Source organism: Pseudomonas sp. NPDC077408, from assembly GCF_050269105.1.
Classification (GTDB): Bacteria; Pseudomonadota; Gammaproteobacteria; order Pseudomonadales; family Pseudomonadaceae; genus Stutzerimonas.
The window spans coordinates 96,109-114,642 of sequence record NZ_JBNNHS010000010.1 but is presented as its reverse complement, the minus strand read 5'-3'; the positions used below and the strand labels follow the sequence as shown (position 1 = coordinate 114,642).

21 protein-coding genes are annotated in these 18,534 nt (G+C 60.1%); 12 read left to right on the top strand and 9 right to left on the bottom strand.

What is annotated here, in order from left to right:
• Position 1: 1 nt before the first annotated feature.
• Entirely contained in the window at positions 2–766 is a 765-nt protein-coding gene (madM, locus tag ACQKEK_RS19965) for a malonate transporter subunit MadM (protein ID WP_128119939.1), read from the top strand.
• A 48-nt stretch (positions 767–814) separates the two neighbouring features.
• On the opposite strand, the gene ACQKEK_RS19960 is transcribed toward madM, so the two are convergent.
• Complete coding sequence (locus tag ACQKEK_RS19960; protein WP_499144170.1) at positions 815–1,735, bottom strand: LysR family transcriptional regulator; 921 nt, start codon at positions 1,733–1,735, stop codon at positions 815–817.
• Between the two features lie 341 nt (positions 1,736–2,076).
• On the opposite strand from ACQKEK_RS19960, the gene ACQKEK_RS19955 reads away from it, so the two are divergent.
• Positions 2,077–2,271: a hypothetical protein gene (locus ACQKEK_RS19955; protein ID WP_499144169.1), complete on the top strand. Its 195-nt coding sequence runs from the start codon at positions 2,077–2,079 to the stop codon at positions 2,269–2,271.
• 147 nt (positions 2,272–2,418) lie between these two features.
• Here ACQKEK_RS19955 and ACQKEK_RS19950 read toward each other — a convergent pair whose 3' ends face one another.
• Positions 2,419–2,787, bottom strand: a complete 369-nt coding sequence (locus ACQKEK_RS19950) for a PH domain-containing protein (protein WP_127840525.1) — start codon at positions 2,785–2,787, stop codon at positions 2,419–2,421.
• 138 nt (positions 2,788–2,925) lie between these two features.
• On the opposite strand from ACQKEK_RS19950, the gene ACQKEK_RS19945 reads away from it, so the two are divergent.
• The 4 genes from ACQKEK_RS19945 (at position 2,926) to ACQKEK_RS19930 (ending at position 7,833) form a co-directional block, all read left to right on the top strand.
• Positions 2,926–5,052: a TonB-dependent siderophore receptor gene (locus ACQKEK_RS19945; RefSeq protein ID WP_499144168.1), complete on the top strand. Its 2,127-nt coding sequence runs from the start codon at positions 2,926–2,928 to the stop codon at positions 5,050–5,052.
• 59 nt (positions 5,053–5,111) lie between these two features.
• Positions 5,112–5,837 (top strand): DUF4198 domain-containing protein, encoded by a 726-nt coding sequence (locus tag ACQKEK_RS19940; RefSeq protein ID WP_499144167.1) that lies wholly within the window; start codon positions 5,112–5,114, stop codon positions 5,835–5,837.
• Between the two features lie 477 nt (positions 5,838–6,314).
• Positions 6,315–7,439, top strand: a complete 1,125-nt coding sequence (locus ACQKEK_RS19935) for an alkene reductase (protein ID WP_499144166.1) — start codon at positions 6,315–6,317, stop codon at positions 7,437–7,439.
• A gap of 88 nt (positions 7,440–7,527) precedes the next feature.
• Entirely contained in the window at positions 7,528–7,833 is a 306-nt protein-coding gene (locus ACQKEK_RS19930; protein WP_499144165.1) for an ArsR/SmtB family transcription factor, read from the top strand.
• Positions 7,834–7,942: 109 nt separating this feature from the next.
• Here the strand turns inward: ACQKEK_RS19930 and rutF are convergent, their stop codons facing one another.
• The 6 genes from rutF to rutA are packed head-to-tail and all read right to left on the bottom strand — an operon-like array spanning position 7,943 to position 12,208.
• Positions 7,943–8,470, bottom strand: a complete 528-nt coding sequence (rutF, locus tag ACQKEK_RS19925) for an NADH-dependent FMN reductase RutF (RefSeq protein WP_499144164.1) — start codon at positions 8,468–8,470, stop codon at positions 7,943–7,945.
• 13 nt (positions 8,471–8,483) lie between these two features.
• Positions 8,484–9,074 (bottom strand): malonic semialdehyde reductase, encoded by a 591-nt coding sequence (locus ACQKEK_RS19920; protein WP_499144163.1) that lies wholly within the window; start codon positions 9,072–9,074, stop codon positions 8,484–8,486.
• 12 nt (positions 9,075–9,086) lie between these two features.
• On the bottom strand, positions 9,087–9,881 hold the full coding sequence (gene rutD, locus ACQKEK_RS19915) for a pyrimidine utilization protein D (protein WP_499144162.1): 795 nt from the start codon (positions 9,879–9,881) through the stop codon (positions 9,087–9,089).
• 45 nt (positions 9,882–9,926) lie between these two features.
• Positions 9,927–10,313 (bottom strand): pyrimidine utilization protein C, encoded by a 387-nt coding sequence (gene rutC / locus ACQKEK_RS19910; protein WP_014819103.1) that lies wholly within the window; start codon positions 10,311–10,313, stop codon positions 9,927–9,929.
• Positions 10,314–10,373: 60 nt separating this feature from the next.
• Positions 10,374–11,120 carry a pyrimidine utilization protein B gene (gene rutB / locus ACQKEK_RS19905; RefSeq protein WP_499144161.1) on the bottom strand — a complete coding sequence of 249 codons (747 nt, stop codon included), beginning with the start codon at positions 11,118–11,120 and terminating at the stop codon, positions 10,374–10,376.
• Positions 11,120–12,208: a pyrimidine utilization protein A gene (gene rutA / locus ACQKEK_RS19900; protein ID WP_499144160.1), complete on the bottom strand. Its 1,089-nt coding sequence runs from the start codon at positions 12,206–12,208 to the stop codon at positions 11,120–11,122. Before rutA ends, rutB begins: the two co-directional genes overlap by 1 nt.
• 331 nt (positions 12,209–12,539) lie before the next feature.
• Here rutA and rutR point away from each other — a divergent pair, with 331 nt between their 5' ends.
• Positions 12,540–13,217, top strand: a complete 678-nt coding sequence (gene rutR, locus ACQKEK_RS19895) for an HTH-type transcriptional regulator RutR (RefSeq protein WP_499144203.1) — start codon at positions 12,540–12,542, stop codon at positions 13,215–13,217.
• Positions 13,218–13,711: 494 nt separating this feature from the next.
• Here rutR and ACQKEK_RS19890 read toward each other — a convergent pair whose 3' ends face one another.
• A complete protein-coding gene (locus ACQKEK_RS19890) occupies positions 13,712–14,347 on the bottom strand; it encodes a hypothetical protein (protein WP_128119927.1) in 636 nt (211 codons plus the stop codon).
• Between the two features lie 208 nt (positions 14,348–14,555).
• On the opposite strand from ACQKEK_RS19890, the gene ACQKEK_RS19885 reads away from it, so the two are divergent.
• From ACQKEK_RS19885 to ACQKEK_RS19865, 5 genes are all read left to right on the top strand, one after another.
• A complete protein-coding gene (locus tag ACQKEK_RS19885; protein ID WP_128119926.1) occupies positions 14,556–14,894 on the top strand; it encodes a phage antirepressor N-terminal domain-containing protein in 339 nt (112 codons plus the stop codon).
• A gap of 182 nt (positions 14,895–15,076) precedes the next feature.
• Positions 15,077–15,646, top strand: coding sequence for a hypothetical protein (locus ACQKEK_RS19880; RefSeq protein ID WP_499144159.1), 570 nt, complete (start codon positions 15,077–15,079; stop codon positions 15,644–15,646).
• The gene (locus tag ACQKEK_RS19875; protein WP_499144158.1) at positions 15,646–16,359 is read left to right on the top strand and encodes a YajG family lipoprotein; all 714 of its coding nucleotides are present in this window, start codon (positions 15,646–15,648) and stop codon (positions 16,357–16,359) included. The genes ACQKEK_RS19880 and ACQKEK_RS19875 overlap by 1 nt, the downstream gene beginning before the upstream one ends.
• A 775-nt stretch (positions 16,360–17,134) precedes the next feature.
• Entirely contained in the window at positions 17,135–18,145 is a 1,011-nt protein-coding gene (locus ACQKEK_RS19870) for an isopenicillin N synthase family dioxygenase (RefSeq protein WP_499144157.1), read from the top strand.
• Entirely contained in the window at positions 18,142–18,528 is a 387-nt protein-coding gene (locus ACQKEK_RS19865; RefSeq protein WP_499144156.1) for a VOC family protein, read from the top strand. The genes ACQKEK_RS19870 and ACQKEK_RS19865 overlap by 4 nt, the downstream gene beginning before the upstream one ends.
• The last annotated feature ends 6 nt before the right edge of the window (positions 18,529–18,534 follow it).

Below are 18,534 nucleotides of genomic sequence, written 5' to 3'. Positions count from 1 at the left end.
CATGTACGAATCTCTACTCAAGGTCGTCTCCGGCTACGGTCTGATCAGCGGCTTCGCCATCATCGGCGCCACCATGTGGTTCTCCTACTGGCTGTCGGACAAACTCACCAAGGGCCGTCTGCACGGCTCGGCGGTGGCCATCCTCATCGGTCTATTGCTGTCCTACATCGGCGGCGTGGTGACCGGCGGGCAGAAGGGCCTGGTGGATATCGCGCTGTTCTCCGGCATCGGTTTGCTGGGTGGCTCGATGCTGCGGGATTTCGCCATTGTCGCCACTGGCTTCGGCGTCAGCGTCGAGGAACTCAAGCGCGCCGGGTTGGTGGGCGTGCTGGCATTGTTCGTCGGCGTGTTCTCGTCGTTTATTGCGGGCGTCTCGGTGGCCATGGCGTTCGGCTACACCGATGCGGTCAGTCTGACCACCATCGGCACCGGCGCAGTGACGTACATCGTCGGCCCGGTAACCGGCGCGGCGATTGGTGCCAGCTCGGAGGTGATGGCGCTGTCCATCGCGGCGGGCCTGGTCAAGGCGATTCTGGTGATGATCGCGACGCCGTTCTTCGCACCGATGATCGGTTTGAACAACCCGCGCGCGGCAGTGATCTTCGGCGGCTTGATCGGCACGTCCAGTGGCGTCGCCGGTGGTCTGGCGGCGACCGACGCCAAGCTGGTGCCCTACGGTTGCCTCACCGCGGCGTTCTATACTGCACTCGGTTGCCTGCTTGGCCCGTCGCTGCTGTTCTTCATCATGCGCGGACTGCTCGGTTGAGTTGCCTCGAGGTGGACAAGGCGTTGCCATTGCCCACCCTGCGGTGCGTCAACTCGGGTTCTTAAGGCTGTACATGCGGCATTCGGCCAGGAGCGCGAGCAGGTTGGGATCGCGCTCCTTGGCCTTCAGAAACACCACGCCGATGTGCTGTTGCAGGTGATACCGCGCCTGCAACGGCACCAGCTTGACCCGCGCCTCATAGACCATCCCCACCCGACCGGGCAATAGCGCATAGCCCACCCCCGAATTGACCATGCTCATCAAGGTGAAGATGTCGTTGACCTGCATCGCCACCTTCGGCTCGAAGCCTGCCTGCTGGAATACCCGATTGCCGTCCTGGTGCGTCGCGAAGCCTTGCGTCAGAGTTATGAAAGTGGCGTCGCGCAGATCGCTCAAGTCGACTTCCGCCTGTTGCGCGAACGGCGAATCAGCCGGCGCGGCGAGAAAGATGTCGTCGGCAAATAGGGGCAGCTGTGCACAGTCCGGGTCGTGGCTGACGCTGTCGTTGAGCGACACAAGGATCGCGTCCAGCTCCATGTTCTTCAGTTTGTAGAACAGGTCCACGTTGGAGCCTAGGATCAGGTCGATGTTGAGTTCGCTACGGCGCAGCTTCAGCCCCATGATCAGCTGCGGGACGGTTTTCACCGTCAGCGAATACAGGGCCCCGAGCTTGAACCGCTCGGCCGAGAACCCTGCGGCCTCGCGCGTTTGGCGAACGGTCTCAAGCACATCCTGCACCAGCTTCTGCGCTTTCTCTTCCAGTACATAAGCGCTTTCCAGTGGAATCAGGTTGCGCCCCTCGTGCTTGAACAGCGGGCAGCGCAGGGCGCTCTCCAGAGAGTGGATGGCGCGGTGCACGCTGACATTGCTGGTGTTCAGCTCGGCGGCCGCTTTGCTCAGATTGCCGCTGCGCATGAAGGCCAGAAACACCTCCAGCTTTTTCAGCGTGAGTTCTTCATCGATCTGCATGGCACGTGCTCAAGGGCGGGCTACCGATTATGCCGAAAGGCCGGGCCTGTTCGTGTACCGCTGGCGAAGACACGGGCTGTGGACTGGTCATTATCCTGACTCCATTTCTGTGACCTGCAGCACAGACGGGCAGACATGCACATCGCAAGGGTACAGATTGCAAATCGTGCATCTTGCAACAGTTGCTGGAACTCACTGGTTCCGTAAGTAATTGATATGAAAGCGTAAATTCGCTTTCCAATGTTGGCACGCAGGATGCTGCAGTTGCGTGTCGCCAACAGGCGTAGCAAAACAATTCGAACGCACGGCTGAGTGGGCGCGCAGCCTGGGATATGGAAAGCATGGATAACAGACTGAACGGCAAAACCGAAATATGGGCCGATGGCTATTCATTCATGGAAATGAGCGAGACATTGCTGGTCGCGTTAGGTATTCGCTCTGAAGAACCTAAGCCTTCGGAGTTGTCTTCCCGCCCTGCCGAGGCCGTCTCTTCGACGGCTGAAAAAGCCTGCTCTGGTGTGGAGGTCGACCGGTAACGACACCGGTTCATTGCGGCAGCCAATCCTAATTGCTCGCTACCTATGCTAGCGAGTCAGGGCTGGTGTGGGCGTCGTTGCCGGACTACGCGCGACGACTTGAGCCCCCTGCAGGTACTGCGCTGTTCGCTGCCGCTGCCCCTCAGTTCAGAGTAGATGTTTGGATATGTGCTTCGATATCTCGACGATCGAGGTCTTGCCGGTGAACTCGAACTTCACCTTCCCAAGCGACGAGAAATAGACCTCCAGCTCCGAGTCCAGATCGAATGTCCCCGATGTCTCCACCGAATAAGCAACGATGTTGTTGTAGGGCAGGGAAGTGAAATCCTTCTTGCTGCCGGTGATGCCCTGCACGTTGACCGCGATGATCCGCTTGTTGGTGAACACCACGCCGTCACGCATGGACTTGTAGGAATCGACTACCTGCTCGTCGTCCAACAGCAACGACCGGACCCGCTCGGCGTACTCATCGTTCTGCTTTAGCTTGAAGAAACCCTTGTTGTCGAAATCGATCATCGCTGCGTTCCTCGTTATGGATCGTTGTCGCCGCATGCTGCCCTAGCCGAACGCGGCTTGCCAGCTAGCCTGCGGCCTTGACAGCAACAGACAGCTTCCGCTCAAATGTTACGGTATAACATTTGAGCGGAAGCGGGCATGAACAGCAGTAGCGTTGCAGCAAGAATTTTGGGAATAGCCGCCGCGGCAGGTTTGGGCAGCATGTCAGCGTTTGCACAAGAGTCAGACAGCGCTGTTCTCGAAGAAGTGGTCGTCACGGCAGATCGCGAACAAGTCGAAGCAGAGGGCTACCGGACTCGGCGTACAGCAAGCGCCACCAAGACCGATTCTCCGCTGGAGGAGGTGCCCCAAGCGGTCAGCGTCATCCCTGCTACGGTCCTGGAAGATCTGGACAGCCCGCGTATCGAAAAGGCCTTGGACTATGCGGGTGGCGTGGCGCGGCAGAATGACTTCGGCGGCCTGACCATGTACGAATACAGCATCCGTGGCCTGACCACCTCGGAGTTTTACAAGGACGGATTTAGCGTCAACCGCGGCTATATGAACCCGCAGGACCCATCCAATGTAGAGCGCATCGACGTGCTCAAAGGCCCGGCCTCCAGCCTGTATGGCCGCGGCGACCCAGGTGGCACCATCAACATCGTCAGCAAGCGCCCACAGAATGATCAGTTCGCGCGCCTGGACCTGAGCGCCGGCCGTTGGGACCGCTACCGCAGCAGCCTGGACGTCAACACGCCCCTGGATGACGAAGGCACGATGCTCTACCGCATGAATCTCGCGGTAGAGGACAACAACAGCTTCCGTGATTACCGTTCCAGTGAACGGCAGTTCTTTGCGCCGGCGTTCAGCTGGGAATTGACGCCGCAGACGCGCCTGCTGGTGCAGGCTGAAGTCATCCGCAGCAGCCAGGTATTCGACCGCGGTGTGGTTGCGCCGAACGACCACCTTGGCAGCGTCTCGCGTTCCGACTTTTTCGGTGAGCCCCGTGACGGCGAAATCGACAACAACAACGAAAGCCTGCAGGCCGAAATCGAGCATGATCTGAATGCCAGCTGGACCGTTCGCTTGGCCAGCCATTACAAGCAAGGACGCCTAAATGGAGGCGCTACCGAGGCAAGCTTTCTGGCCGACGATGTCCGCACCCTCAACCGCGAGTACCGCTATCGAGATTTCGATTGGCAGGACAGCATCACCCAGCTGGAGCTGCGTGGCCTGGTCTATACCGGCGACATCGAACACAACCTGCTGATCGGCACCGAGTACGAGCGGTATGCCAAAGATGAGCGCTTGATGCGCAGTCGACCGGTTTCGCAAATCGATATCTACGAGCCGGTTTACGGGCAACCACGACCGCCATTCAGCGTGGGCGTTGGCGGGCGCAGCACCGATCGTCACGAGTTGGTCCATTCCCGCTCGCTGAACCTGCAGGACCAGATGCGCTTCAGCGAAAAGCTGTTCGGCGTCATCGGCGCGCGTTATGACCATTACGAGCATCGCCTGGACAACAAGATCGCCGGCACCCGCGCCGAGCAGACCCACGAAAAGATCACGCCGCGCATCGGCGCGCTCTACCAGTTCACACCTGAGGTCGCCGTGTTCGCCAATGCCTCGCAGTCGTTCAAGCCCAACACAGGCGCGCCACGGCCAGGTACTGGCACCTCGTTCGATCCGGAGGAAGGCGTCGGCTACGAAGCCGGCTTTAAGTTCTATCTGCTCGGCAGCCGTCTAGGCATGACCATCGCTGCGTTTCACCTGACCAAGGAAAATGTGCTCACCGCCGATCCGGTCGACTCGACCTATCAGATCGCAGCGGGCGAAGTGCGCAGCCGCGGTATCGATTTGCAGCTGACCGGGCAACTGACCGACGAGGTTCGGCTGATCGGCGCCTACGCCTATGTCGATGCCGAAGTCACCGAGGACAACACCCTGGCGCGCGGCAGCCGTCTGCTCAACGTGCCCGAACACAGCGGCAGCCTGCTGGGCGTCTACGAGTTCCTCGACGGAGGCTTGCGAGGCCTCGAACTCGGCGGTGGCGTCAACTACGTCGGTGACCGTTCCGGCAATGTCGCGGACAGCGGCTTCGAACTGCCGGGTTACACTACAGTTGACCTGCTGGCGCGCTACAAGGCCACGCAAGACCTGACCCTTGGCGTGAACCTGAATAATGCGTTCGACCGCACTTACTACGAGCGCTCCTACAGTAATGTCTGGGTGATGCCGGGCGAACCGCGCAATCTCAGTCTGAGCCTGTCGCTGAATCTATAACCCCGACCCGGCTCGCTTCCCCGAGTCGGCGTCACAAGGCCCATCCGTAAGGAAAAACAATGAACAAGCAACACGCGAAAATCGCCGCCGCACTATTGGCCGCTATGCTGGCCGGACAAGTATCGGCCCACGGCATCTGGACCGCGGAGCGGCGCGGGAACATCGAAGTGATCTACGGTGACGGTGCTGAAGACAACGCCTATGACCCCAAGAAAATCTCTGGTGCCTGGGCAAGCGACCAGCAGGGTAAAAATGTTCCGGTCACTATCGAAAAGCTCGAGGACCATGCGCGGCTCAAACCGCAGAAGTCGCCCGCCGTGCTCAGTGTCGCCTTGGACAATGGCTACTGGACCCAGGCCCCGGACAAGAAATGGCTCAATGTCGGTGAAACCCAGGTGCCCGACGCGCTGGATTCCGGGCGCTACTACAAGTACACCCTGGCAGTGCTGGAAGAGGGTGCAAAGCTCCCTCCGCTGGACGAGCTGAAGTTGGTTATCGTGCCCCAACAGGACCCTATGTCGGTTGAAGCTGGCGAGGAATTGGAAGTCCAGGTATTGGTTGATGGCAAACCGGCGGCCAACGTCGAGCTCGTTGCCGACTTCGTGAACGCACCCGACGAAGTCGCCACGAAAACCGACGCCGAGGGTAAGGCGAAGATCACCGTGCGCAACCACGGCCTCAACGTCATCGCAGCCTCCGCCACCGTCCCGAGCGATGATCCGGATGCGCGCGTGCGTGGCATGTTCTCCTCGCTGAGTTTCGTCGGCGAAAAGCACGAGCACTGATCACGACTGTTCAGCCACAGCGGCTCGGTTGCTGTTTACGGACCAACCGAGCCGTTACGCGAGGGAAGAGCAGGACAGGCTAGCCTGCGTGCAGAAAAGGTTATGGACAGCTGTGTTTGGCATCGACCAGGTCTGACCGGCCATGGGTCCGGTCAAAGCGCTACGAGACAGGCTTATCGGCTGGCTTATATCAGGGGCACTATGCCGGGGCCGCTGAGCTTGTGAACGGCGGACGGTTTGTACCGGTATGCCGCACCAGTCCTGCAATCCTGTGCTCCATCAATCATCGGCACACGATGGCATAATCCGCAGCGAATAATCTAGATATTGACATTTATCAATATGACCACCAATATCGCCGACCTGGTGCAGCTACCGACTTCAGACTCAACCGAGCGGGGCGGTACGGTTCACCTATAAAGCGGGGCAAGCCTCGCCAGCTTATATCTATAAATTACGATATCTAAATCTAACATTATGAATCATCAAGCACTCTTCACACCGACGACCCTTGGCCCCTTTCCCCTGCGCAATCGTATCGTGCTGCCGCCGCTGACGCGCTCGCGCAGCTCGCAGCCGGGCAATATCCCCAACGAATTGATGGCGGCCTATTATCGGCAACGAGCCGGAGCCGGCTTCATGGTGACCGAAGGCACCCAGATCGAACCCCGTGGCCAGGGCTACGCATGGACGCCCGGCATCTATAGCCCGGAGCAGATCGAAGGTTGGAAGGCGATCAGCCAGGCAGTTCATGCTCAAGGCGGCGTGATCTTTGCGCAGCTTTGGCACGTCGGTCGCGTGTCCCACACCTCGCTGCAGCCGGGTGGAGCCGACCCGGTCGCGCCGTCTGCAATCCCTGCGCGCAACGTCAAAGTCTTCATCGAAACCGGGCCGGGGGAGGGCATGCTGGCGGACCCATCAACTCCGAGGGAACTAACCAATGCCGAGGTCAAAGAACTGGTGCAGCTCTATGCCCAGGCTGCGCGCAACGCGATAGATGCTGGCTTTGATGGCATCGAGATCCACTGCGCCAACGGCTATCTGGTCAACCAGTTCATCTCGGCTCACACCAATACCCGAACTGACGAATACGGTGGTTCCCTGCAAAACCGCCTGCGCTTTCTACGCGAAATTGTTCAGGCTATCGCCGATGCCATCGGCGCCGATCGGATGGGCGTTCGCTTTGCGCCCCTGTTCGCCAGCACGGACGAAGAGCGTGTTTATCTCGGACTGGTCGAAGATGATCCGCAGGAAACCTATGTCGAGGCGGTCAAATGCCTGGACGAAATCGGCGTGGCCTACCTGTCTCTGGCAGAAGCCGACTGGGACAGCGCGCCCGAGCTGCCTGACAGCTTCCGCAAGGCGGTCCGTGCGGCCTTCACCGGCAAGATCATCTACGCCGGCAGGTACACCCCCGAGCGCGCTGCGGCGGCAATCGAAGCCGGCTGGGCGGATCTCATTGCGTTCGGCCGTCCGTTCATCGCCAACCCGGACCTGCCCGCGCGCATCGCCAATGGCTGGCCGATGAACACGCTGGACCCGAATAGCATGTACGGCGGCACTGACAAGGGGTACACCGACTACCCGGCGCACCTGGCCTGAGCGACTGCTGCGTGCCCGCCATCACCGGCACGCAGCGACCCGGACCGAAGTATCGTAAGATCGCGAAAACCCACTACCCGCGGCGAACATGAACATAGACGTCAGTGAAGCGCTGAAGGCGTTGGACAACCCCACCCGCCTGGCCATCCTTACCCTGCTGAAGGACCCGAAGACCAACTTCCCGGAGCAGGAAGCCGATCCCGAGCAGCTCGGCGTCTGCGTCAGCATCATCCAGGAGCGCGTCGGGCTGTCCCAATCGACCGTCTCAAACTACCTCGCCGCGCTCCAACGCGCACAGCTGGTGACCTCGCAACGCATCGGCCCCTGGACCTACTACAAAAGGAACGAGCAGAAGATCGCCCTGCTGCTCGAGGCGCTTGGGAAAGCCATCTGAGTCCAAGGTTAAGGACTAGGGTGCGTTGGTTACGACTAGGCAGGCGCATCCAAAAACGTCATTCCGCACACGCCCGCCTGAGTTCACGCGTCTTAACGAATGCTGAAACTCAAATCGCGGTGCATACCCCGTGGTAATCACGATCGAAGTACACCAGTCCGTCGGCCCTGTCGCGGCGTCGAAGAGCTAGCACCTCGCAGCAGAGGATGTCGTGGGTACCAACGCTGTTGATCTGGCTGATACGACAGTCGAAGGACGCAGCGGCATCATCGAGTACGGGCGCGCCAGTGGCCCAGGTCGACCAACCGGCTGCCGCGAAGCGTTCGGCCATGGGTGTCTTCCCGCCAAACAGGTTCGACAGTGCCTGCTGATCGCAACTGAGCGTATTGATGCAAAGAATGCCGTTGCCGATCACGGCTGGGTGGGCTGAGGCGCTGCGATTCAGGCACACCAGCAAGGTAGGCGGTTCGTCGGTGACGCTGCACACCGCGGTCGCGGTAAAGCCTGCCCGACCACTGGGACCATCAGTGGTGACCACGTTAACCGCGGCGGCCAGACGTGCCATGGCGTCGCGGTAGTCCTGCTTCAATACCGGTGGGGTGAGGTCGGTTGCGCATTCGAGTTGAGCCAGTTGCATGGTCGGATCTCCATCAGGCAAGGACGCAAGCCCGTTCAAAGGGAAGACGCGGCAGGCGGTCGCGCAGCGCGCTCGTGTCGCCATGGCCAAGGTTGATCAAGAGATTGGATTTCCAGCTCGTCCCGCTGAAAAAGGCTTCGTCCAGCATCTTGGCATCGAAGCCGGACATCGGACCGCAGTCGAGGCCTAGGGCGCGTGCGGCGAGGATCAGATAGCCGGCCTGCATGGAGCTGTTGCGAAGGGCGTTTTCGGTAATCAGCGCCGGCTGGCCGGCATACCAGCTGCGAGCGTCGGCGAAGGGGAACAGCTCGGGCAGGGTGTCCGGGAAGTCCTCGTCATAAGCGACGATGACCGTGACCGGTGCGCTCATGGTCTTTTCCAGATTGCCTTTTGACAGGCAGGGCGCGAGCTTCTGCTTGCCCTCGGACGAGCGTACGAAGACGAAGCGTCCCGGGCAGCTGTTGACTGCGGTCGGGCCAAGGCTGACCTGCGCGTAGAGTTTCTCCAACAGCGCATCCGGCACTGGCCGGTCCAGCCAGGTGCTGTGGGTGCGCCCCTCGCTGAACAGCGCGGCGAGGGCCTGCGAATCGATGGGTGTGGACATAGGTTCGTTTCCTCAGGCTGCCGCGGCCCGGCATTGCTCGGCCAGGTAGCCCAGCAGGATTTGATTGAAGGGTTCGCTATCGCTGACGCTTGACGCATGGCCGCCGTATTCCAGCAGTTGCAGCCGCGCATTGGGCATAACGTCTGCCATGTGCTGCGAGCGATTCCAGGGCACCAGCATGTCATCGCGGTTGGCGATCAGCAGGGTTGGCGTCCTGATGGAGGCAAGCTCGGCTTCGATATCGAAGGCCAGCAGTGCACCGATCCGTCGCAGCAAATTTGCGGTTGGCGGGAAGTGCGCCAGGGCATGGGCATCGTCGCGGGCGAGCTTTTCGCTGTTGGCGGCGATCCAGTCCGGCGGGTAGAGGAACAGCGATTGCGCCTGCACATAGGCGGCCGGGCCGCTATCACGCAGCAAGTTCTGCCGCACCGCGAAACAGCGCGCGCTGTGCGGGTTCGGGCTACTCCAGGCGTTGATCAGCACCTGGCTCTGCAGCATTTGCGGGCGCAAGAGCGCCAGCTGCAGGCCTACCAATCCGCCCAGCGCATGGCCGACGAAATGACACTGGCGAATCCGCAGGCTGTCGAGCAGTTCCAGCAGTTCGACCGCCATGGACTCTATGGAATAGCCATCCGGCAGATGTGCCGGGCTCTTGTTGGTGCCCAACTGATCGTAAATCAGCACACGGTACTGCTGCGTAAGCACCGGCAGCTGCGGCGTCCAGAACGCGCCGGCGCCACCAAGGCCGGAACTCAGCACCAGCGTCGGAGCGTCAGCTTCGAGGCGACCATGAATCTCGTAATGCATGTTTATCCCTCCGCGAGGGTCAGGTTGCACAGTCCTTCTTAGGCGTTACTGACCCACGTGCGCGATGCTGGCGATCTCGATAAGCGCGTCGGGTTTCACCAGACCGCACTGGATGCAATAACGCGCGGGCTTCTCGCCGGGGAAGTACTCGGCGTACACCTCATTGACCTTCGCGTAGTTGGCCCAGTCGGTGAGCATGATCATGTTGAAGGTGACGTCGTCCATGCTGCCTCCGGCGGCCTCGACCACACCCTTGATGGTTTCCAGCACATGACGAGTTTGCGCAGCGGCGTCGCCGACGTGGACTACGTTGTTGTCCTTGTCGAAGGGCAGGGTGCCGGAGACGTAGACCACGCCATCGGCCATGGAGCCGGGGACGTACGGAGCGAGCGGTTTGCCGGAGCCGGCGGGGATGATGGATTGCTTGGGCATGTCATTGATTCCTTGCAAGGCGATTGATGCGGCCGCTACGAGGCGGTGCGTTGTTCTGATCTAAAGCGCGCTGGCGGTAACCTCGGCGCGGGCAACGGTGCTGCAGAAATCGTCCACGCTGGAGACCCAGCCAAAGAACGTCTCGATGTTGTACAGCGCGGCCTGCTGGGCAAAATCCGGCCCGGCCTGATGGGTGGCATCGGCCAGAACCACGCCGAAATACTCCAGGTGAAAGCCGTCGCGCAGGGTCGATTCCACGCACACGTTGGTGGCGATGCCGGTGAACACCAGATTGCGGATCCCGCGGGCGCGCAGAGTGCTGTCCAGATGAGAATTGAAAAAGCCGCTATAACGGGGCTTGGGCACCACGATGTCACCGGGCTGGGGAGTGAGTTCATCCACCAGTTGATAATCCCAGCCGCCCTTGGCCAGCAGCGTGCCGGCCAATTCCGGGCGTTTGCGCATGGTTTTTAGGGCGTTGGACTTGTGCCAGTTGGGCGAGCCCGGGCCGCCTGCTTCCACATACCCGCTATCCCAGCCGTTCTGCAGAAAGATCACCTGAATCCCGGCGGCGCGTGCGGCGGCCAGCGCCTGCAGAATCTTCTCGATCACCGGCCCGGTGCTCGACACATCGAAGCCGGCCAGATCCAGATAACCGCCCTTGGTGGAATAGGCGTTCTGCATATCCACCACGATCAGCGCCGTCTCGCTGGCGCTCATAGCCAGTGGTTCCGGACGCGCCGGCAGTTTCAGCGGCTCGCCCACCGGGCCCAGAGCGTAGCCTGAAAAGTGCTCCGCGGCGTTCATCAGGCGGACTCCTTCAGCGGCTCGATGTGGCGACGGCTCTGCATCAAGGGTTGGATCTTCTGACCGAACGCCTCGATGCCCTGGAGGAAGTCATCGAAAGTCAGCATCACGCCCTGCATGCCGGGCACGGTGGCGATCTCGTCGAGCATCCTGGCCACGTTCGCGTAGGAGCCGACGAGGGTGCCCATGTTGATATTTACCGCCGAGGTCGGGTCGGCCATCTGCCGCACGTTGGTGTCGCCGCCGGAGGTCTTGTCCGCCGCGCCTTGTTCGCCCAGCCAAGCGATGGCTTCTTGATCGGCGCCGGCCTTGTAGTGCTCCCACTTGGCGCGGGCGGCTTCGTCGGTCTCATCGGCGATCACCATGAACAGCACGCAGGAAGTCACGCTGCGGCCGGTCTTCTCAGTGGCCTTGAGCAGCCGCTCGGTGGCGGGCGCGAAGGCGGTCGGCGTGTTCACACCTTTGCCAAAGCAGAAGTTGTAGTCGGCGTACTGCGCGGAGAAGGCCATGCCCGCATCCGAAGAGCCCGCGCAGATGATCTTCATGTCCGCTTGAGGTTTGGGGCTGACGCGGCAGTCTTCCATCTGAAAGTGCTCGCCCTTGAAATCGCTACGCCCGGTTCCCCAGAGGTCGCGCAACACCTGGGCGTACTCGCCGAGATACTGGTAACGCGTGCCGAAGAACTCATCCCCCGGCCACATGCCCATCTGGCTGTATTCGGGCTTTTGCCAGCCGGTCACCAGATTCACACCGAAGCGGCCATTGGAGATCGAGTCGATGGTCGAGGCCATGCGCGCGACGATGGCCGGCGGCAGGGTCAGGGTGGCGGCGGTGGCGAACAGCTGGATCTTGCTGGTGACAGCAGCCAGCCCCGCCATCAGCGTGAAGGACTCCAGGTTGTGCTCCCAGAACTCCGTCTTACCGCCAAAGCCGCGCAATTTGATCATCGACAGCGCAAAATCGAAGCCGTAGCCCTCGGCCTTCTGCACGATGGCCTTGTTCAGCTCGAAGGTCGGCATGTACTGCGGCGCGTTTTCGGAAATGAGCCAGCCGTTGTTGCCGATCGGAATGAAAACACCAACATCCATAGGAAGCACCTCTGTACGCAATGGCTAGAAAGCGCTGCTCGAGCGTGTCGGGCAGGGACAGAGATGCATTTGCACGATGCAGGCCAGATTCGGTTTTAGCTTTGCTATCAATCGCTTGCAGGTAACGCGCTGAAAACGGTGGACCAAATGGTCCGAATCAGAGCACTTGGTTTGTGCGCGGGTATGGGGCGACGCTCAAAAACTGAGCAACAATGCCCTCGACCGTCGCCATTCGTGCGCGCATGCACCGGTGCGCGCTACAGTAGCTGCCCGTTTGAGCCCCACCGGTAGCGCTGTGACAGACCAGACCCCCGTACCACCACGCCGACGCCTGACCGCCAGTAAGACTGCTAAAGCCAAAACCACTGCCGCGCGCGAACCCAGCGCCAGTGCAGTCGACCGCCGCACGCGCATGATCGAAAGCAAGCGGACCAGCATCATCGATGCAGCCCTTGGCCTGTTTTCCCGCTTCGGCTTGCATGGCACCAGCCTTGATCAGATTGCAACCCAGGCCGACGTCTCCAAGACCAACCTGCTTTACTACTTCGGCAGCAAGGAAGAGTTGTACCTCAGCGTGCTGCGCCAGTTGCTTGAGGTCTGGCTGCGGCCTTTGCAGGCGTTCTCCGCCGAGCAGGACCCGGTCGAGGCGATCAAGGACTACCTGCGCGCCAAGCTTGAGCTTTCTCGCGACCACCCCGCCGAATCGCGCCTGTTCTGCATGGAAATCATGCAGGGCGCGCCGCTGATGCTGAGCGAGTTGGAACAGCCCTTGCGTGACCTTGTTGAGACCAAGGTCGCGGTGATCCAGGCCTGGATCACCGCCGGCAAGCTGGCACCCGTCGAGCCGCATCACCTGATCTTCACGCTCTGGGCCACGACCCAGCACTACGCCGACTTCCGCGTGCAGATCGAAGCCGTCGCCGGCCGCACGCTGGATGACCCGGCATTCTTCGAAGAAGCGCTGCAGAGCCTGCAGTCCCTGATACTCGACGGGGTTCGACCGCGCTGACGGCTGGAACCTTCCGATCGAGTTTAACAAGGAGGCTATTGCGACCTGCTGACCAACAACCCAGGCCTGTCTCTGGAGATTGAACAGTTCAGCGGGGATCGCACGCGTTTTTTTTCGCGAGCACGTTGGCCGCTTAACAGAGCACTTCGAGGCTGATCTAAAGCTTCGCGTGGTAGCGCCAGGATCTCAGGCTTCGATCAAGGAGCACTTGACGAAAGTCTGGGAGCAGACAGGCCACAAGCCAAAGGAGCTGGAGATGCCTCCGGCTCCAGACGGGATGGGCTATCTGGTGGGGCTTTACGGGACTGCAAGCGCACTTCAGACCCGCTTAGCTACTGCGAGATGGAGGCATGGTCGAGGCTCACCGGGCAAACGCTAGAGCCGGGCGAGGTGTGGTGCCTGATGCGGCTTGATGATGCGCATGGCCGGGTGACTCGGGGCTAACCGCAGCGCTTGAGGTGATGCGGTCGAAGTGAGGCGCTATTAGCGTGAACCTATGCGGCACCAAACCCTTTGTACATGGCGGCCTCAGCCTCTTGGTAGTCTGGAAAGCGATCTAGGCTCGTGTGGATGGCCGTGCCGTCCAGCTCCAGCTTGATTAAGTTGATGTCGCCGCCAATGTAAACGCGAGCGCTCGCCGGTTCTTTGTCCTGAAGGTTTCTCTGGGCCAGCATCAACTGAGCGATAGTTCGCTGGCTGTCTTCGGTTTCGGGCCCGGCTGTTGGCTTCATTTGAAGGCCGTATTCCATTCGGCGCGGCTCAAAATCATAGAACGAGCTGTAGGAGTAACCATGCATTCTCCCGTCGTCACCCACTCCGATCTGGTAGATGCTGCTGGACACTTCGTGCCCATCGATTTCTCCAAAGTCTCTGCCGTAGAGCTCGCAAAGACCCTGCTGGGTATGGAAATTCAGGTGGTCAAGACTCCGAACCAGCATCATCTCGTTGACGCGCCGGAACCAGGCGCTCGCGAGCCCGGCAAGTCCCGTTCCCGCGACAATTGTCTTTAGGTGTGGAAGCAAGAATGCCTTGGTCGTGAACTGGCGAGGCGAGCCATCTAGATTTACGGCCAAGGTGTCCGTGGCTACGATGGCCTGCTCTGGGCTGAGTAAGATGATTATCGATGACATGGGCCGCTCCCTAGCAAAAGCCTACACGCTATCACCGCGCCACTATTGCCGGAACTGGAATGCGTACAGGGCACCGTGGCACAGTATTGGTCGGCGTTAGGCGAAATTGTGTGCGAGGTATTGCGGGGAGCATCGGCGCGGCGCTTAGCAGTCTTGAGCGCGGCCGGATGCAGCCACAAGAATATATCGGCGTTAAGGCGGTGGCAGCATGAGCGGCCTAATCAACGTTCCGTTCCATGGCGCCAATCTCTACCTGGTTGAGCATCAGGGGCAGCCATTCGTGCCAATGAAGCCAGTAGTGGAGGGGATCGGCCTTGATTGGGGTGGGCAGTTTAAGCGGATGAGCAACAATGCTGACCGCTGGGGTGTGGTGCTTATGGAGATACCCTCCGAAGGCGGGCCTCAGATGACCACTTGCCTTCCGCTTCGAAAGCTTGCCGGGTGGATGGCTACAGTTCAGGCAGGCCGGATCAAAAGCGAGCGAGTTCGAGACAAGGTGGTTGAATACCAGGCTGGACAAGGCGAAGCACAGCAGCAAGCAAGTTGAGAGCTTCGTTTACAACGCTTCCGGAGTCGCGCGACTGCGCGAGCTGTTAGCAGACAAAAAAGCCGCATAGCACGTAGCACCCATCAGAACCCAGCCTAGCGCTGGGTTTCTTTGATGGCCATCTGATACATTGGCCCTTTCTCAGGGGAGGGGCAGGGATGCGAGCAATTGCAGTAGTTGCGTTGGCACTGTTGATGGTGGGGTGCAGTAATAAATCAGTGGTCCAAAAGTGGGCCAACTCAGAGCCCGCGATGGCTTCGCATTCTGGCCCCGTATGCTTTCTGCCTGCCGAGCTGCCAGACGGCGTTGAATCAACGTTCCTCGGTAGGGCCGTTGCCAACCAGCAGTGGTATGGCGACTACACGGCAGTTAACGCCGCCTTGGCCGATGTGGCTCGAAGTGTTGGCGCAGACGTAATCACCGAGAAGCGGCAAAAAAAGAAATTTGGGTTCTTCGCCTGGGCGCGTCCGCAGGTTTGGGGCTTTGCGCGCCGCCTAGATGACCCCGCCGCGATCGACTGCGTGGCGCTTGGCGGCGGGATTGACCCTGGCAATGGCGTGCCGCTGACAGCGCGGAAGATTGAGAGGGCAGAGCCTGAGCCAGAATTGACGCAAATCGATGCGCTGGAACAGCGAGTTCCAACCGGAAGCGAGTACGACGAATGCATGGTTCGAGTCATGCGGATATCGGACGCCGCGCTTCGAGTCGAGTCGATGGCGATCTGTGATGGCGCTGCCCGGGAGCTGAACTAATGAAGCTGATTCAAGCTGTTTTTGTCGCCGCGGTCCTGCTCCAGTTGACCGGATGCGCAATCGGCCAGCGGATAGATTATCGCCAAGCCGTACCGGCGCTAAACCTATCTACAGATGCTGAGGTTGCGGTCTCCGTTGTGGACCAGAGGCCCTACGTGACGGCCCAACGCAAAAACCCGAACTATGTCGGGACGCTGAGAGGGCTCTATTACAATCCTTGGAACGTGACTACGCTGAGCGGCAGTCCGCTCGCGATGGATATACAGACCGCGATCGTCACTGGGCTGGAGCGCAGTGGTGTAACTGCCACACGCCATCCTTCCGGCTCCCAAAGAGCTGAGAAGCGCGGAGAAAGGTTGCTCGTTGTTAGGCTTGTTGAGTGGAAGAGCGACGGTTACATGCGCAATCGATTCGACTACGACCTAGCTGCATCCGTCTACGATGATCAAGGCGCTCTCCTGGGTGAAAGCCAGGCCAAATGGAGCGGGCCGATAAACAATTTCTTCATTGCCGGGGGCGATGCACTGCGCGCCGTTCTGGCCGATGGAGAGGTCAAGGCGGCTCTATCTAGCCGAGTCACAAGGACGCAGGCGCTCGCGCAGCCACTGGGTCAGCCTGGCTCAAGCTATGACCAGTGCATGGCCAGAGTGCTTCGAATCTCCGACCCCAAGCTACGCCTTCAGGCCTCGACTGCTTGCGATGGCGCGAACTAGGGGGCTTGTATGGCTAAACACTACGGAGCTAAGGATTGGTCGGCGGCTGCATTTCTCGGTCTAACAATAGCTGCGTTGGGTATTTGGCTTAGCGATGACTCTGGCAGCAGCGAGAAGATGTCTGCTGACGAAAGTTACGCATGGGTCATGGCTGGCAACTTCGTTGAGCGCGATTGAAGAGTCCTGCGACAGCAAAGTTCGGCAACAAGCCAGACGGTTACAGCTACATGGGAGACTGCAGGCACTCAATAGTCGGCTCAGTGGATTCTCAGAATTCCCTAGGGGCGATGGTCCGGTCGCAGTTTAGCTTGACCATGATTTACCTCCGAAACGAAGACAGGTGGAAGGCTGAAGGCTGAAGGCCTGCTACTTCACTAACCCGCCAAAGAATAAATGAACCGCCTCCGGGCGGTTTTTTTATGCCTGGAGAAAAGTAATGACCGAAACAGCACGGCTGGTAATTGCGGTCGATAGCACTCAGGTCACTGGTGTGGGGAAGCATTGATGGCATGCCCTCAACTGTGCCGCTCTTCGTGCCTGGCGCACAAACCAAGTGCTCCGAAGTAGACCAACCGATCTGCTTCTGTCGTTTAAAAAAGCTAAACAACTGATTCATAAGCGAATGTGTTTAGTGGCACACTTTCTGCCTTCTCCTCGCTGTCGGTCCCGCATGCGTGCAACCGGGACGACAGGCCCGCTGCGGCCATCATTCAGAAAAGCGCTGAGCCATCGGCGACGCGCTCAGGTTCAGCCTTGCGTCAGAGGAGTGCGTTACATGACTCTGCAATACGTTCCCATCATTGACCTGGCGCCGTATTTCTCCGGTGCGCCGGAGGGCAAGGCCCGGGTGGCCAAGGCCGTTGACCAGGCCTGTCGCGACATCGGTTTTCTTGTCATCACCAACCACCAGATCCCCACCGAACTGATTGAGCGCGTGTCGCGGCTGACGCGGCAGTTCTTCGCCTTGCCGTTGCCGGAAAAGCGCAAGGTCGACCGGCCCAGCCCGGAAATGGTGCGCGGCTACAGCGCCATCGCCGAAGAGAGCCTGTCGTACTCAATGGAGGAGGCCGCGCCCGGCGATCTCAAGGAATCTTTTTCCATCGGGCCCAGCGATGTGCCGGATGAGGATTACTACCGTTGCGCCGCAGCCGGCCCGCATTTCGCGCCGAACGTCTGGCCCACCAGCATCGAAGGCTTCGAGCAGGCCTATCGCGAATACTTCGCTGCCATGAGCGAGCTGTCGCAGTCGCTTATGCGCATCTTTGCCCTGGCGCTGGAGCTGCCGGAAACTTTCTTCGACGACAAGATCGACAAGCACATCAGCATGTTCCGCAGCCTCAGCTATCCGGACGTGAAGGGTGCGGTGGAATCCGGCCAGATGCGCGCCGGTGCTCACACCGATTACGGCAGCCTGACGATCGTCAAGCCGGACAACGCGCTGGGCGGCCTGCAGGCGCGCAACCGCCAGGGCGAATGGGTGGACGTGCCCTACGTGGAGAACGGCTTCGCCGTGAACATCGGCGACCTGATGATGCAGTGGACCAATGACCAGTGGATTTCTACGCTGCATCGGGTGGTCAACCCGCCTGAGGACAGCCCTGCCGACAACGGACGGCAATCACTGGTGTTCTTCCACCAGCCCAACTACGACGCGCTGATCGAGTGCCTGCCGGGATGCCTGGCCGAGGGTGAAGCGCCGCGCCACGCGCCGGTCACCTCTGGCGACAACCTGCTCTCCAAGTTCGTCAAGCAGACCACCTTCGGCAAAGGCCTGGAGGTCGCATGAGCACGCTTTCCTACGTCAACGTCTTCGCCCGCGACATCGAAGCCCTGAGTGACTTCTACCGCGAGCTGTTCGGCTTCAGGAACATTCCCGAGATCGCCTCGCCGATCTTTCGCGGGCTTGATACCGGCAAGAGCTGCATCGGCTTCAACGCGCCGGAAGCCTATGAACTGCTGCATCTGGACGAATTCGCCGACACCCGCGGCTGCAAGTTCCTGCTGAACATCGACGTGGATTCGAAAGACGAGGTCGAGCGGCTGGTGCCCATCGCCGTCGCCATGGGCGCGACGCTGATCAAGGCGCCCTACGAAACCTATTACCACTGGTATCAAGCCGTGCTGCTGGACCCCGAGAAAAACGTGTTCCGCATCAACCACATGCTTTGACGATCC